General features: G+C 69.1%; 12 protein-coding genes and 1 pseudogene. 5 read left to right on the forward strand and 8 right to left on the reverse strand.

Annotated elements, in window-relative coordinates; translation table 11 throughout:
• Positions 1-235: 235 nt before the first annotated feature.
• Together OG972_RS39325 and OG972_RS39330 are read right to left on the reverse strand one after the other, a co-directional pair.
• On the reverse strand, positions 236-2980 hold the full coding sequence (locus OG972_RS39325; protein ID WP_266989736.1) for a family 20 glycosylhydrolase: 2745 nt from the start codon (positions 2978-2980) through the stop codon (positions 236-238).
• 387 nt (positions 2981-3367) lie between these two features.
• On the reverse strand, positions 3368-3700 hold the full coding sequence (locus OG972_RS39330) for a hypothetical protein (protein ID WP_266989738.1): 333 nt from the start codon (positions 3698-3700) through the stop codon (positions 3368-3370).
• 114 nt (positions 3701-3814) lie between these two features.
• On the opposite strand from OG972_RS39330, the gene OG972_RS39335 reads away from it, so the two are divergent.
• Positions 3815-4684 carry an alpha/beta fold hydrolase gene (locus OG972_RS39335; protein WP_266989740.1) on the forward strand — a complete coding sequence of 290 codons (870 nt, stop codon included), beginning with the start codon at positions 3815-3817 and terminating at the stop codon, positions 4682-4684.
• Positions 4685-4784: 100 nt separating this feature from the next.
• On the forward strand, positions 4785-5351 hold the full coding sequence (locus OG972_RS39340; protein ID WP_266989742.1) for an SMI1/KNR4 family protein: 567 nt from the start codon (positions 4785-4787) through the stop codon (positions 5349-5351).
• A 407-nt stretch (positions 5352-5758) separates the two neighbouring features.
• On the opposite strand, the gene OG972_RS39345 is transcribed toward OG972_RS39340, so the two are convergent.
• Positions 5759-5998 (reverse strand): DNA-binding protein, encoded by a 240-nt coding sequence (locus tag OG972_RS39345; protein ID WP_266989744.1) that lies wholly within the window; start codon positions 5996-5998, stop codon positions 5759-5761.
• 65 nt (positions 5999-6063) lie between these two features.
• Positions 6064-6666, reverse strand: a pseudogene (locus tag OG972_RS39350) (transposase); the annotation flags it as partial.
• Between the two features lie 110 nt (positions 6667-6776).
• Here OG972_RS39350 and OG972_RS39355 point away from each other — a divergent pair.
• Positions 6777-7733, forward strand: a complete 957-nt coding sequence (locus tag OG972_RS39355) for a GlxA family transcriptional regulator (RefSeq protein ID WP_266989746.1) — start codon at positions 6777-6779, stop codon at positions 7731-7733.
• Between the two features lie 107 nt (positions 7734-7840).
• Positions 7841-8839 (forward strand): type I glyceraldehyde-3-phosphate dehydrogenase, encoded by a 999-nt coding sequence (gene gap, locus OG972_RS39360; RefSeq protein WP_266989748.1) that lies wholly within the window; start codon positions 7841-7843, stop codon positions 8837-8839.
• A 125-nt stretch (positions 8840-8964) separates the two neighbouring features.
• Here the strand turns inward: gap and OG972_RS39365 are convergent, their stop codons facing one another.
• From OG972_RS39365 to OG972_RS39375, 3 genes are all read right to left on the reverse strand, one after another.
• Positions 8965-9171, reverse strand: a complete 207-nt coding sequence (locus OG972_RS39365; protein WP_266989750.1) for a hypothetical protein — start codon at positions 9169-9171, stop codon at positions 8965-8967.
• Positions 9172-9499: 328 nt separating this feature from the next.
• Positions 9500-11647 carry a M48 family metalloprotease gene (locus OG972_RS39370; protein ID WP_266989752.1) on the reverse strand — a complete coding sequence of 716 codons (2148 nt, stop codon included), beginning with the start codon at positions 11645-11647 and terminating at the stop codon, positions 9500-9502.
• Positions 11644-12123 carry a hypothetical protein gene (locus tag OG972_RS39375; RefSeq protein WP_266989754.1) on the reverse strand — a complete coding sequence of 160 codons (480 nt, stop codon included), beginning with the start codon at positions 12121-12123 and terminating at the stop codon, positions 11644-11646. The genes OG972_RS39370 and OG972_RS39375 overlap by 4 nt, the downstream gene beginning before the upstream one ends.
• 521 nt (positions 12124-12644) lie before the next feature.
• Between OG972_RS39375 and OG972_RS39380 the strand changes: the two genes are divergently transcribed.
• The gene (locus tag OG972_RS39380; RefSeq protein ID WP_266989756.1) at positions 12645-13391 is read left to right on the forward strand and encodes a class I SAM-dependent methyltransferase; all 747 of its coding nucleotides are present in this window, start codon (positions 12645-12647) and stop codon (positions 13389-13391) included.
• Positions 13392-14771: 1380 nt separating this feature from the next.
• Here OG972_RS39380 and OG972_RS39385 read toward each other — a convergent pair.
• Positions 14772-15692 carry an immunity 49 family protein gene (locus OG972_RS39385; protein WP_266989758.1) on the reverse strand — a complete coding sequence of 307 codons (921 nt, stop codon included), beginning with the start codon at positions 15690-15692 and terminating at the stop codon, positions 14772-14774.
• Positions 15693-15711 lie beyond the last annotated feature (19 nt).

Consider the following 15711-nt stretch of genomic DNA (forward strand, 5'->3'; position numbering starts at 1 on the left):
GCGCCGGCCGCGGGGCGCCGCACGGCGGTCCGGCCGCGCCGTCGGGCGGAGGAGGGGCGGCCCGTACCGGGGCTGCCCGCGGTGTGAGTCATCGATGTACTTCCTGCGGGGTTCCAGCCATGCGATACGGGTGTCGGCGCCTCGTGTGCGCGGTCGGGGCGCGGGTGCCGCTGCCGATGCCAGGTGTCGCACCCGCCCGGCATCGGCGGCGCACATCACATCTGCTGGAGCGGCCTCAGACGGGACGGCCGCCCACGTTGATCTCCGCAGCGCCCGCGAAGGCGTTGCCTGCCTGGGAGTTGAGGCCCGTCAGGCGCACGTACCGGCCACGGATGGCATTGAACTCGGCGTTCTGGGGAGTGAGCGCCTCGGTGAGGGAGCCGGTGGCCGCCTCTTTCCACGTGGTGCCGTCGACGGACACCTCGATCCGGTAGTCCTTGATCCTGCCGTTGCGGGCGTTCTGCCGCTGCGTGTACTGCAGGCCCGTGACGTCGTACTGCTTGCCCAGGTCCAAGGTGATGTGGTGGGGGAAGTCGGGGGACGCGTTGAACCACTGGGTGTGCCAGATCGTGTTGAGGTCTCCATCGATGGCGTTCGCGGCGGCGCCGTTCTCGCCGACGGTCTCCTGGCTGTCGACGTCGTGCACGCGGAGCGTGGACTGGTCGATCGGGTTCGGCAGCGGGCGCAGCTCGGACGCGACCGACACCGTTTGGCGTGCCGAGCGGTCGCCCTGGACGGCGCTGATCGTGTGCGTGCCGTCGTAGGTGGCGGCCGGGACGACGCCGTGGCGGGCGAACCGGCCGGCCGCGTCGGCGCGCACCGTGTAGAGGGTCTTGTCGTCGATGCGGATGTCGACGTAGCCGAGCGCGAAGCCGGTCAGCTTCAGCGGGACCCACGTTCCGGCCTTCACGTTCCGCGGGACCTCAAGTGTCGGGGCGGCGGCCGGAGCGTTGCGGTCCTCGGCGCGCGCGTCGGAGACCCGGACGCGGACGGACACCGGGTCGCCCACCGACGGGGTGAGCACACACATCGTGTCCTGGGGGAACGCCGCCTCCACAGTGGCGGTGTAGAGGCCTGCGGCGTGCAGGGAGTCGCGTGCCTGGCTCTGGGTGAACGTCGCCGGCAGGACCCGGTCCTCGCACTTCGCGGTCACGGTCAGGGGCCTGGTGAGCGCGCTGGACGAGGCGGGGTCGCCGTCGGTCGCCACGGTGTCCGGAACGATTTCGGTGCCGTCCTCGGAGACCTTGGTGCCGGGTGCGGCGACGAGCCCCAGCTCGTGCCGGGTGGTGACTCCGCTCGGGGCGACAGCGTCGGTGCCGGCGACGGTGGCGGCCCACCGCGCTCCCGGGCTCTCGTAGAAGTTGGTGCCCGCCGCGGTGAGGCGCGGGCCGAGCTGGGCGAGGCGGGAGGCGAAGTCGGCGACGTCCTTCTGCGCCTTGGGCGTCCAGCCGGTCTCCAGGATCGCGGCCGCCCGAGGCAGAGTCAGGAACTCCGCCTGGTCGCCGCCGCGCACGGTCTCCGACCACAGCGGGCCCTCGACGCCGAGCACGCCCGCCTCGGGGATGCCGCCGGACACCGTCGTGGTCGGGTCCCAGTCGTAGTAGCGCTGGAAGTCGCAAGTGCCGCCGCAGGCCCATGTCAGGCCGATCGGGGTGTCCTTGGTGTACTTCTGGTCCAGGTAGGAGCCGCCCGCGGCCGACACCACGGCCTTGCCGCCCTTGGCGATGAAGTCGCGTACCCAGTCACCGGAACCGACCCAGTACTGCACGACCGAGCCGTCCCAGAAGCCCGGTTTCTGGGACAGCCCGGCCTCGGCGTACTCTGTCCAGCCCATGGTCCCGACGCCCGACGCCGCCTTGATGCGGGGCACGGCGCGGGAGATGAAGTCGACGTAGCGGGTGTGGCCCATCGCGTGGGACTCGTCGCCGCCGATGTGCACGTACGGGCCGCCGGTCATCTCGGCCAACTGGTGGAAGACGTGCTCCACGAAGGTGTAGGTGAGGTCGTGCCGCTCGTCGAGGGCGGAGTATCCCACGTTGCCGGTGCCGTTCCAGTCCACGACGCCGGTCTTGGGGTCGGGCGCGGGCAGGGACCGGTCGGTGTTGAGCTGCGGGATCGCGTGCAGGGCGGCGTTGGTGTGACTGGGGATGTCGACCTCGGGGACGACGGTGACGAACCGGTCCCTGGCATAGGCGACGATGTCACGGTACTGCTTCTGCGTGTAGTAGCCGGTGCGGCCCAACTCGCCCCGGTACCCCTGCTGGTTCATCGCGGTCGCGCCGGACTCGCGGTGCAGCGCGCTGTAGTCGATGGGGTCGCCCGCGGCCTTGCCGTCGTTCGTGATCTCGATCCGCCAGCCCTGGTCGTCGGCGAGGTGCAGGTGCAGCACGCTCATCTTCATCCGGGACAGCTTGTCGATGTAGCGCTTGACGGCGTCGACGTCCTGGAAGGACCGGGCCACGTCGAGCATGACACCGCGGTAGGAGAAGCGCGGCGCGTCCTCGATGTGCGTTGCGGGCAGGCGCCAGTCGGTGACGACCGGAGTCCGTGACTCGGCCCAGGCGGGCAGCAGTTGACGCATGCTCTGCACGCCGTTGAACGCGCCGTGGGCGGTGCGCGCGGTGATCGACACGCCATCGCTGTTGACGTCCAGGACGTACGACTCCGGGGTGGGCGCGGCGCCGTCGACGGTGTACCGCGCCGCCGGGTCCACCGTGATGTGTATGGCGTTGGCTCCGCCGTGCGCGCGCACCGGCACCCGGAACCCGGTCGCGTCACGCAGCTCTCCCGCGAGCTGCGAGGCGACGCGAGCCGCCTCGCCGTCCGCGACGACAGCGAGCGAGGGCCGTAGGACGAACGCCGCCTTGCCGGCGTCCTGTTGGACGACGACCGGACGCGGGACGAGCGCGGTGTCCGGCGCGGCGGGCGCGGCGGGCGCGGCGACGGCCGACGGCGCGCCGGCCAGGCCGGCCATGGTCATGAGGACCACCGCAAGCAGCAGACGCGGCCCACGAGGTCGGACGGGCACAGGACTTTTCTTCTTCCGCAACCGCACGGGGACTCCCTGAGGGGCAACCAACGATGCATGCACTTGCTTGAAGAGCCAGGTTTTCTTTCAGGTTCGAGCACCATAGCGCTGCGGCGCGAAGTGGTCTAGTCCCTTTGCGCCGACTCCGGTACTGGCCCCCGGCAGGTGCTCAAGACCGGTCCGGTATGCCGACGTTGCCGTCAGAGACTGCCGTCAGCACGCGCGTAGTAGGGCCGCGGGTACGGTGCTGGCGGGGGCGCTCGTCGTCGGCGCCGGACTGGCCTTCGCGGCGCTGCGTCGTACGGCATCGCCGTCCGCCGGAAGCAGCGCGTCCACCGGTCAGGATATGGAGCACACGCGCGCACCGGACGCCGGGCGCAGGTCCACACCGGGCGTCGCGAGGATCGCCCCCAGCCGGGCCTCGGGCACCGGAGTGCTCTCCCCGACCAGCCCCGGAATCCGGGCCAGGGGCAGTGACACGTCCGCGAGCGCGGCGATCCGTCCGGCGTCGGGGCCCGCGCAGTTGACCACATGGCCCGCCTCCCAGACGCGACCGCCGGTCCGCACGCCGACGGAGGACCGCCCTCGTACGGGGCGTACTCGGGTGAGGCGACAACGCAGGGAGGTGCGGTGCCGGGCATCGCGAGCCGGGTCGTGTTCGGCGTAGTCCAAGCGACACGAAGGCGCCGCACAGTCACCTAACCTCCAGAAGCGCCCTTAAGGGTTGAAATTGGTGCATGCAGCCCGACTATGCACCCACTGAAGATCAGCAAAGGGGTTAGAGAGATGACTTCCGAAGTCCATCACCGCACCGCCACCGTCGACGGCCTCGAGGTCTTCTACCGGGAGGCCGGAGACCCCGAGGAACCCGTCGTCGTCCTCCTGCACGGCTTCCCGACCAGCTCGCACATGTTCCGCCACCTGATCCCCGCGCTCGCCGACCGGTACCACGTCATCGCTCCCGACCACATCGGGTTCGGCCAGTCGGCCATGCCGGGCCTGCAGGACTTCCCGTACACCTTCGATGCCCTGACCGACGTCACCTCCGGGCTCCTCCGGCAGCTGGGCATCGACCGGTTCGCCATATACGTGCAGGACTACGGCGCCCCCATCGGCTGGCGGCTCGCCCTCCAGGCACCCGACCGCATCACCGCGATCATCACCCAGAGCGGCAACGCCTACGAAGAAGGCTTCGTGAAGGCCTTCTGGGACGGACTCTTCGCCTACGCCCAGGCGCCCGGACCCGGCACCGAGGCGCCGGTGCGCGGCGCCCTGACCCCCGAGATCACCCGCTGGCAGTACGTGAACGGAGTTGCCGACCCGACACTGGTCAGCCCGGACAACTGGGTCCACGACCAGGCGCTGCTGGACCGGCCCGGCAACGACGAGATCCAGCTCAAGCTCTTCCGTGACTACCCGACCAACGTGGACTTCTACCCGCAGGTCCACCAGTACTTCCGCGATTCCCAGGTCCCGCTGCTGGCGGTCTGGGGCGCCAACGACGAGATCTTCGGCCCCGCAGGCGCGGAGGCGTTCGCCCGGGACCTGCCCGACGCCGAGATCCACCTGATCGACTCCGGGCACTTCGCCCTGGAAAGCCACCTCGAAACCATCACCGGCCACATCCGCGACTTCCTCGCCCGCGTCCTCGCCTGACCCGCAGGGCGTCGGGGGCTCCCGCGACTGCTGCGGGGCCGCTTGCCATGTGCGAGCCCTATGCCGGGAGAATGCCCGCCTGGCCCAGGAGGAGTGCGACATGACCGATGACGAACTGTTCGACGCCGTCCTGGCCCGGGTCAGGACGGGACGCCCAACCGACGAACCTTCCGAGGTGACGGTGCCCGAACCCGCTTCCCTCGGCGCAGTCGAGGAGGTGGAGCGCGTTGTGGGCTACCCCATGCCACCGCTGGTGCGTCGTCTCTATCTTGAGATAGCCGACGGAGGTATCGGCCCGTTCAGCGGCTTCTACCCATTGCGTGATGGGCCGGGCATGCTCACCGACTATGTCGAGTTCCTCACTTGTGAGTTGGCCCCAACGGATCCGCCACCCACACCTGCCGGCGTGTTGTTCTTCTGTTTCGAGCATGCAATGTCGGGGATGCTGCTGGACTTTCGTCACCCCGAGGGTCAGATGTGGCTCTGGGACCAAGGGGATCGGCACAAACTGGACCTGACCTTCCCGCAGTGGCTGGAGGCGTGGCTCGGCGGGCGTCTGACCGACCAGTTCATGGAGCCGCGAAAGCTGCAGGACGAGTCGTGGGTCGGTTCCTGGGTGTGCGAAGAGCTGCCCCCGAGCACGTTCGAGGTGCCGGACTCGCTCTAGGGTCTGGGCTGGGCCCTCGCTGGGCCCTCCTAGGTCAACAAGCAACGACCAACAACGACTGGCAAACCGCAGGTCGGTTGCGGGAGGGGGCCCGCTGACCAGGCCCAAGAAACGGGCCCGCCAGACCCAGGGCAAGAAGTAGCTTCACACCTGATCAAGCCCCCTGCCCGCGGTTTCTCCGTCGGCAGGGGGCTTGTCATCGTTCAGGGGTGAGTCACTCGACCCCACGTACACACAGAGTGACAACATCATGGAGGGGCAACTGGGGAACACCGCCCACGACGTGAAGCCGCCTGTCCTGGGGCTGTCGTCGGGCCGTCAGAGACCGACGGTGTGCTCTTGATCGCCGGAAGCCTATGGGCTCTCGGCCTCCGACGGAGCTATCGTCAAGACCTGGGGGTCAGTGATCAGAACCAGCTGATCGTGTCCTTCAGGAGACGGGCGACCTTCGCGCGGATTGTCGCGTTCGCTCGCCAGCTTTCCTCGACTTGAACGCTGGCGGTTGTGACTCCGGCTCGGCCAGCCCGGTTCTCCGCCGGTGTCAGGTGGCCGTTGGCCATCAGCATTGCGACGCGGGTTAGCGCGACGCCCAGCTGGCGGGCGGCTTCTGGCTGGGACATCCAGGCGTTGTCCTCGACGGTGTCCACCTTGAGCAGGAAGTAGCCGCGGTTGCTTCTCGGTCCCGACCGCCCCTGTCGGCGTTGTTGGTGCATCACGCCGCCGTCGCCTTCGGTCGCTCGACCAGGAGGCCGCGTTCGAAGCGGACGCCGGCCCGGACGAGGGCGATGAGGTGGGGTGCGTTCACGGCTCGCCAGCGGGCCTGGGCGGACTCGAGGAGCTTGAAAACCATGGCGAGGGCGGCGGCCGCGCTGCCGGGGCCCCGGGTGACCTTGGTCCGCAGACGGACGGTGGCGAAGGTCGACTCGATCGGGTTCGTGGTCCGCAGATGGATCCAGTGCTCGGCAGGGAAGTCGTAGAACGCCAACAGCTCGTCGACGTCATCGGTGATCTTCTTGACGGCCTTGGGGAACTTCGCCCCACAGGTCTTCCCGAACGCCGTGATGGCCTTCAGCGCGTGCTCACGGTCCTCGGCGCTGTAGATCTCCTGCTGGGCCTTCTTCGCCCCGGGCTGGGCGGATTTCGGAAGCGCGTTCAATACGTTGGCGATCTTGTGAACCCAACACCTCTGATGGCGAGCCTCGGGAAGCACCTCGACCAGGGCCTTCCAGAAGCCGAGGGCGCCGTCGCCCACCGCCAGGACCGGCGTCCGCTTGCCCCGCCGTCGGCAGTCCCGCAGCAGGTCGGCCCACGAGTCCGCTTGTCCTCACGGCCCGGGCCGCAGGTGGTCTCGCGCAGCTCCAGGCCGCGCAGGTTTGCGGCGGTGACGTCATCGGTCGTCATGCGAGCCCTCGTACCCTGTTTCCCGTGCCCCCTTCCCGCCTGCGTCGCGTCGCCGTCCTAATCCTCGAGGGTGCGAAGCCGCTTGATGTCGGCATTCCCGCGCAGGTGTTCACGACCCGGGCGAGTATGCCGTACGAGGTGCGGGTGTGCGGCGCGGCACCCGGGCTTGTGACCGGAGGCGATGGCCTGGCCTACCACGTCGCCGACGGTCTCGACGCGCTTGCATGGGCTGACATTGTCTTCATCCCGGGCTATCGGTTCCCGGACCGCGACGACCCACCGCAGGCCGTCGTCGCGGCCTTGATCACCGCACACGACCGAGGTGCACGGCTGGCCGCCATCTCGACGGGCGCCTTCGCGCTCGCCGCCACAGGCCTGCTCGACGGCAAGCGCGCCACGACGCACTGGCACTACACACGGGCGCTCGCACAGAAGCATCCGCTCGTCCGGGTCGACGAGAACGTCCTGTTCGTCGACGAGGGCAGCGTGCTGACGTCGGCCGGCGCCGCCTCGGGCATCGATCTGTGTCTGCATATCCTGCGCGGCGATCTCGGGGTGGCGGCGTCGAACCACGCGGCCCGGCGCCTGGTCGCGGCCCCCTACCGCAGTGGCGGCCAGGCGCAGTACGTGCCGCGGAGCGTGCCCGAGCCGCTCGGGGAACGGTTCGCCGCCACCCGCGAATGGGCCCTGCACCGGCTCGACGAACCTCTCAGCCTCGAATCCCTCGCCCAGCACGCGGCGGTCTCACCGCGCACGTTCTCGCGGCGCTTCGTCGAAGACACCGGGTACACGCCGATGCAGTGGGTCATGCGTGCCCGCATCGACCTGGCCCGTGAGCTGCTCGAGCGTTCAAAGCGCAGCGTCGAGCAGATCGCGAACGACGTCGGTCTGGGCACCGGAGCGAATCTGCGGTTGCACTTCCAGCGCATCCTCGGCACCACCCCTAGCGAGTACAGGCGCACCTTCACCCGGGGCGAGTAGCCCGACGTCCGACGCCTGGCGCGATCCTTTCGAACCATGGCGCTATCGCCAGGGCCATGGCCGGATCCCGCACGCGAGGCTGGTGAGGAACCGAAGGGACACCACACATGACTCGCATCGCCATCAACGGATTCGGCCGCATCGGACGCAACGTGCTGCGCGCCCTGCTGGAACGCGACAGCGGCCTCGAGATCGTCGCCGTCAACGACCTCACCGAGCCCGCTACCCTTGCCCGGCTCCTCGCCTACGACACCACCGCCGGACGGCTCGGCCGTCCGGTGACCGTCGACGAGGATGCCCTGGTCGTCGACGGCCGGCGCATAACGGTGCTCGCCGAGCGGGAGCCGGCGCGGCTGCCGTGGGCCGAGCTCGGCGTCGACATCGTGCTGGAGGCGACAGGCCGCTTCACGTCGGCCAAGGCAGCCCGCGCCCACCTGGACGCGGGAGCGAACAAGGTTCTCGTCAGTGCGCCGTCGGACGGCGCCGACGTCACGCTCGCGTACGGGGTCAACACCGAAGCGTATGACCCGGCCGTGCACACGATCGTCTCGAACGCCTCGTGCACGACCAACGCGCTGGCGCCGCTGGCCGCGGTACTCGATGAGCTCGCCGGCATCGAGCACGGCTTCATGACCACGGTGCACGCCTACACGCAGGAGCAGAACCTGCAGGACGGTCCGCACCGCGACGCTCGCCGCGCCCGTGCTGCTGCTGTCAACATCGTGCCGACCACGACGGGCGCCGCCAAGGCGATCGGCCTCGTGCTGCCCAACCTCGAAGGCAAGCTGTCGGGCGACTCGATCCGTGTGCCGGTGCCGGTCGGCTCGATCGTCGAACTCAACACCACCGTCGCCCGCGATGTGACCCGCGACAACGTGCTGGCCGCTTACCGCGCCGCCGCGCAGGGTCCGCTCGCCGGCATCCTCGAGTACTCCGACGACGCGCTCGTGTCGTCCGACATCGTCGGCAACCCCGCCTCGTCGATCTTCGATGCGGCACTCACCCGGGTCGACGGCCGCCACGTCAAGGTGGTCGCCTGGTACGACAACGAGTGGGGCTTCTCCAACCGTGTGATCGACACGCTGGAACTCCTCGCCACACGCTGAACGGCGACGCCGCCCTCCATTTGCCGGTCGGTCTTAAGACTGGTGAGCTCGCATGTTGAGGTGTCTCGTATTCACCAGTGATGCCCTGGCTTGGTCACAGTGAGTTGTCGTTGGTGCCCTGTCGATCAGTCTGTGCGCTCTTGGCTTGGGACGTAGGGCGGGATCGTCCAGCGCATCGTTGTCTGGCCCTCGGGGCCGCGTTGAAGAGTCACGGGATAGACCTGCCCGAAGTCGCCCGGGGCATACCGGCTCCAGGTTCCACCGGCTTCGACGACCAGGTGGGTGGTGGTCTTGTCGTGGTAGCGGAGTCCACCGGCGGGAGTGCACTGCATCGTGCGTGAGTGTGCTGCATCGCCGGTGACGATGCAGCGCATCCACCCGGTGCACACTCGTGCAATTTCCCCTCGACCACGGCCCGTGACTCTGTTGGCCAATTCAGTGGGGCGATGCCTGGAGGGCACGCGCGGTCAAGGGGAAACGGCCGCGCCTGCTTGTGAACCTGATGCAAGCCCTCCGACGCGGGATGACTCTTCTCAGACCCGTGAGACAGGAGGGGAGATATTGGCTGGTACGCCACTGCTGTACCCCTTGTTCCACATCTACGGTCTCGCATCATTCCTGGTGCCCGGCTGGTGGCCAGTTGGGGTGTAAGAGATGCGATTAATAGGGTCTGTCCGGCGGAGGGCGTCCGGGCACGGCGCGGACCGTCCAGCGGGAGAAGGGGCGGCCGCGCGGTAGCGCCGCTGTCAGGAAGGTGCCGAGGGCGGCGCCCTCGATCCCGACGCCCAGCTGGGAGCCCCACAGTGCCCGCGGCATCGGCAGCGACAGCAGTACGCCCACCACGAGCGCGGTGGCCACCGCCCACACCATGCCGCGGGTCCTGGCCAGCCCTCCAGCCAGCGTCCCCGCGGCCGCCGCCATCGTGATCGGGGTGAGGAAGTGCGGGTACGCCAGCGCGTCCAGGCCCCGCTCCTGCGCCCACCAGGTGTAGGCGGGTGGCAGGAGGGCGGCCGTCAGCGCCGTCATGCCCAGCACCACGAGGAGGGCACGCCGGGCCGGCCGGACCTGGTCCTGCACCATGTACCGGGCCAGCCGCCGCCCGCGTACCGCCCCGGCCAGCGGCACCCCCAGCAGCAGCGCCAGCAGGGCGAGCAGCCACCACGGATCGACCAGCCGGGTCATGTACACGTACTGCGTCCACACTGCGGCGTGAAGCGGTCCCGGCAGCGCGGCCAGCCGTTCGTCCATGAACTGGCCGAACTCGATCTGCCACTGGAGCCCGAAGACGGTGTCCGCCTCGGCGACCACCGCCCCCGCCACCACCAGCCCCGGCACCGCGACCGTGAGGAACGGCCGCCGCGCCAGGTCCACCGAACGGGCCCAGCAGTCCCCGAGGAACTGGCACCACAGGGTGAACAGCAGCGCCAGCAGTGCCACCGTCAGCCAGCCGGAGAACTGCGAGGAGAAGCGCAGTCCCGGCAGCATCAGATGGTCGACGACGGCACTGGGCGAGAGGGCGAAGCCCGCCAGCACCCCGAGGCCCACCCCCAGCCGGAAGGGCACCGGCGAGGGCGCTCCGGCCCGGTGGCCCAGCCGGTGCAGCGAGGCGCGGACCACCGTCAGCAGCAGCACCAGCACCACCAGCAGGGTGATCAGCCACGTCGGCCACCAGCCGCTGATGCCGCCGTCCTCCCGGATCCGTGCGGTGACCGAGGCCACCGGATCCCAGGAGGCCGGCAGGCAGAAACCGATGACGAAGGCGAAACCGAAGCCCTGGTGCATCAGCAGCGCCTGGTCCGCCAGGCAGGCCCGGCGCTGCGCGAACGACGGATGGGTGCGAGTGAGCCGCGCCCACCAGCCGCGGACCGACCGCCGGGGCCGGCCGCTGGACCCCGCCGAGGCGAGGTCGAAGGCGTGCAGCAGCGGTTCGGACGTCCCCAGCCACTCCACGACCCGGGCGTCCGCCCGGAACTCTCTGGTCCGCAGGACCACCGAACGGGCGGCGAGCGCCACCGCGGCGAGAACGGCCGAGTCGAGCAGCGCGGCCCCCGAGTACGCGGCGCTCCCTGGCACGAAGACCAGCCCGACCAGGTCCCCGAACATCCTGGGGAACAACATCAGTGCGAAGTAGCAGCGCAGCATCCCCAAGGTGATCAGAGTGATGTCGACGTCGCGGTTGCGCAGATGGGCCAGCTCGTGGAGGACGACGGCCCGGAAGGCGGCACGGTCCGCCGTGCCCGCGTCGTGGAGGCGGATCAGGCCACGGCTGAGGATGATGTGGCGGCGGCCGGCACGGCCGAAGGAGATGCCGTTCACCCCGGAGTCGAGGAAGTCCACCAGGAAGGTGGCCCCGCGGGCCTGCTCGACGCCCGCGGCCAGGCGGGCGACCTCCGCGTGCAGGGCGGGGAAGCGCTCCGCGTCCAGCGGGCGCACCCCGCGGCGCCGGGCACGGCGGGCGGAGCGGAACCAGTAGTGCGCAGCGGTGGCCACGGCGAGGATCGCGTACGAGACGAGGATGCCCTGCGAGGTGTGGTCGCCGCTGGAGTCGCACGGCTCCTGCCGAGGACCGGCCCTGATGAAGTCGCCCGTCCCGCCGGCCTCCCCCACCGCCTTGCGCAGGCAGTCGTTGAGGTCGGTGGCGCCCCGGTCGCCGGCGATGAAGTCGGCGTAGCCGGGGTGCAGGACGGACATGGACGCCAGCACCGCGCAGATCAGCAGGACGAACGCGAGGAGCGTCCCCGAGGGCAGCGGCCGACGCGGTGGCGGCACCGTCTCCAGGGGCAGCTCGCCGCTCCCGGCGGCCGTCATGTGCCGGAACCGGGCCTGTCGGCCGCCCTCAGCTGGTCCCGGACCGCCTCGGCGAGCAGCTCGGAGCGGTCCGGTGGCAGACCGAGGAGGACCGCGGTACGTCCGGCCGCGGCCCCCAGCTCGGCGATCCGTTCCTCGGTGAGGGCGGGAGGCCGCTGTTCGGCATCGGGCGCGGTTGGGTCCGCACCGCGGCCGCGGGTCAGCAGGCGGCGGAGCCGGGCCACCAGGCCGCTGCCGACCGTCTCGCCCATCATCTTGACCACCTCGGTGGCGACCCCGCAGGCGATGCTGGTGACGACGAGTTCGGCGGCACCGCCGAAGGCCAGCGGATCGTCCTCGGGGCGCCTTCGGGCCCGCCGGCCGGGACGCTTCGGCAGGCTCGCCGCGGTCTCGTCGAAGTAGGGCAGCTCCTCGGGGGCGATCCGCGCCACGATGGCCCGCCCCAGCGCGAGGTCCGCGGCCTCGGGCTGTTCCACGTCAGTCTCCCTCCTCGGCAGGACATCGAAGGATCAGCACCGTAACGCACAACGACCTTGTGTGCAGGGTTACTTCAGGGCACTGTCACATTGGCCTCACCGCGGCCAGTGCTGCAACGGGCGTGAGTATGCACGACAGTTGGACCACGTTCGTTACCGGCCGCCGTCAGACTGCGGACAGGAGCGGCGGCTCCACCACGGCGGGGGAGTCCCCGCGGAACCTGGCCATCAAGGGCCTGGAAGCAGCCTCCTACGAGGGACCCGCAGTGCCACCAGGCATCGCCCGATCACCCAGCGTGGTCGCACCACACAAGCTGAGCCAGAACCGGAGAATTGACAGCACTGGGGTACTTGCCAGGGCGGCATCGGGGTGCACCTGGGTGAAAGGTCCTGGTCACGCCGCAGATGTCGAAGGTCGAGCTGTGCGCGGCGATCCGGCGTGATCATCGCGCAGGCATGAAGATGCGCGAGCTTGAGAGTAAGTACGGTGCCAAGTACCTGCAGCCGTCAACAATGTTCGTATGACCATCACTTCGCAGGCCCGCTCGTTTGACACGGCTGCCGCCAGCTACGCTGCGAACCGCCCTTCGTACCCGTCCGAATTGCTCGACGCGGTCGAGGAACTCACCGGCTGCCCCTTGGAGGGCGCCCGCGTCGCCGACGTCGGGGCTGGCACCGGACTGGCGACGATGCTTCTCCAGGCCCGCGGTGCGAACGTCATCGCGGTCGAGCCCGGCCCCGGGATGGCCTCTCAGTTCCGTCTCAGCGTGCCCGAAGTCCCCCTTGTGATCGGAGACGGCAACAACCTGCCGCTGGCCTCCGCCTCCATCGACGTCCTCACATATGCGCAAGCCTGGCACTGGACCGACCAGCGCAAATCCGTCCCGGAAGCTCTCCGGGTCCTGCGCACCGGTGGTGCACTCGCCCTCTGGTGGAACGACTCAGATAGCACCATTCCGTGGATTGCCGGCCAAGACGCACGCTTGCGTCGACTTTTCGGTGCCGACAACAGCCCTTACGACCCCATGGCCCGGTTTCGCGGACTTCCGCCCGAGCTCGACTTCGTCCACCGGCACGTGCCGTGGACTCGGAGCGTTCCTCTCGATATGCATCTCGCCAACCTCGCCAGCTACTCCGACTTCCTCGTCCTCGGCAAGGAGGCGACGAACACCTTTATTGCCAAGGAGCGCGACCTTCTGGCCAAGGTCTTCCCGAACCGGATGGTCGAGGAGCACTACGTGGTCAGCTTGGCTGTCGCCACCTGTTGACATAGCACTGCGACACGTTGACGACCCTTCCTCAGGCAGGAATCACGGTGGACCTATCAGCCGCCCCGCCAGCGGACAGAGGTGCCGTCAATTCTGGGGTTCCGGCTCATGTTTTGTTTGCGCCGTGAGGCACTGTTGGTTCGAGTGGAGGTAAAGACCATCACCAACTCGCTGTCGCAGCAGCCGGGTTGAAGCTGAGGGCAGCTTGAGCCGGTGATGCCGGGGAGGGCGAGAGCGGCCCTGACGAAGCCGGGACGTGTCCAGTACTGCCAGATGGGGCGGGTCCGGCAAGCGTGATGGAGAAGAGTACGCGAGGAACCGGCGTTTTTACGTCTCTCAAAGAGACACCGGCTCGAACCTGGTGGATCTGGGCCGGAAGCGGTGCGTATGCAGGTCATCCTGTCGGGTGGTCTGCCAACTCCTGGGCCGGTCTACGAAAACTGGCCGGGAGGCCACGAGGAAAGCCTGCGGCGTACTCGTGGCGATGCCGCAGGGACACAGTCGGGCTCCTCCTTCATCGGGCGAACCGCAGTGAACACGGGAACCGTCCCGAACCTCGCCCCCGCGACCTGTCTCATGACCATCACCTCTCTGAGCTCAAAGCCTTCTCTGCGACCCGAGACGAGACAGCCCCGCCGTCTGTGACATGGGCGGCGAAGAAAGGCGGAGGAGCATCGCGGTGCGAGCGAACAGCGCCCGCCGACACGACGGAGCAACGGCTTGCCGGCCTGACCGGCGCGCGGGTTGTACGGCACCGGGTGCACCCGCGCCCCACTCGTGGCACCGCCCGGCGCGGCAAGGAGTCGGGACGCTCCCCGCCGTACGCGCCGGACGGCACCACGGCCCTGGTGCCGGACCTCGGCGCCCGGCTCGCAGTCACAGGAGCCACAGAGGCCACGGGGTTGCAATGGATGCGACGCGCGTGCGAAGCAGTGGTCTCCTCTTTCCCGGACCGTTGTCAGTGACTCCCACTACCGTTGACGTCGGCCGCCGTACGTCGGCCTGACTGCGAGCCAGATCCCCACCCACTCGGGGAAATCGGCGACCGAGGACAAGGGGCTCCGCCTCACGTACCGCATCCGTCTGCCCGTGGTCACGACGCCCACGGTGGGGATGCGTGGGATCTCCACCAGCCGAAGGGATCTCTGTGACCAGCGATAAGCAGTTCAAGAAGGACGTCCGCGACCTCGCCGACGCCAAGGCATCTCCTACACTGCCGCCCGCAGGCTGCTGCTGGCCGCCGCCGAGACCGCACCGGAGCCCGACACGGCCCGCTACGGGTGGGCGGAGGTCACCGCGGTGCCACCCTGGACGACAAGTCGACGCCCGTGATCACGAGTTCTGCTGGAAGTCTCACTCATGGGGCCGCAACCCATATCCCTATTGAGCTTCCCCGAACGGCGCGCCCTCCGGAGTGCGTAGCAGGCGTTCGGGGAGATAGCCGGACCTGATGCCCAACTCCCATCCGTGTACCTGGACAGCCAGCGCGGCCAGAGCGATTGTGCCGACTGGCAGGAGACTCCTGGGGGCCGGATCGAACCCCACGCTCTCCTGGTACTCGATGAGCCGGGCTACGAGGGCCCGTTCGAAGGCTTCCTGCTCATCGTTCAGGAGCACGCGCAGCAGGCGCTGATCTGGCGTCAGCGCACCGGCGGCGTCCAACCCTCGGGCAGCCTCCTGGCGCTCCTCGGCATCTGGCTTGCACAGGGGCACCTCCGGCCAGTCGCGGGGGAGGTGACCGCGCGCCTTCGTCAGGTAGCTGCACAGAGCGTCCATCTGCGCAAGATCCGCCGGATCAGACGTCGAATCGAACGTCGAGTACGGCACCCCCTTGTGGAGGGCAGGCGCGTAGTCCTCCCGCAGCAATAGACCGATCACCCGCCGCCATTCCCAGACCGCGCCGCTGACCAGGCTCAGCGCGAATGCGTCAAGCCAGGTCTCGGCTGTGGGAGCCTGTTCGACGAGGCAGCCGAAGGCGATGTCCTCGCTGCTGAGCCGCTCGTCGATGAGCGGGAAGAGGATCTCCTGGTCGCCGTCGGGGAAGCAGCCGATGCTCAACACTCCGAGGGAGCACTCTGCAGCGGACCGCAAGACCGTGCGCGTGAGCTCGTCGAGCGCGGGGCCCTCAACGGTGCGGGCGGCAACGTGGTCGAGGAGCTCGTCGCGCATCTCCTGCAGCTTTGCCGGGGACGGGTCGTCGTAGCGCATCCAGTGCCACCGACTCCGCGTCCGTCGACCGATGTCGTCGAGCGCATCGGTTATGTGCTGACCGCTGACCTCGTGGCGTGCCACTTCCTGCACGGCTGCCGTCCTCTCTCGT

The sequence above is a fragment of the Streptomyces sp. NBC_01669 genome (assembly GCF_026339735.1).
Taxonomy (GTDB): domain Bacteria; phylum Actinomycetota; class Actinomycetes; order Streptomycetales; family Streptomycetaceae; genus Streptomyces; species Streptomyces yanii.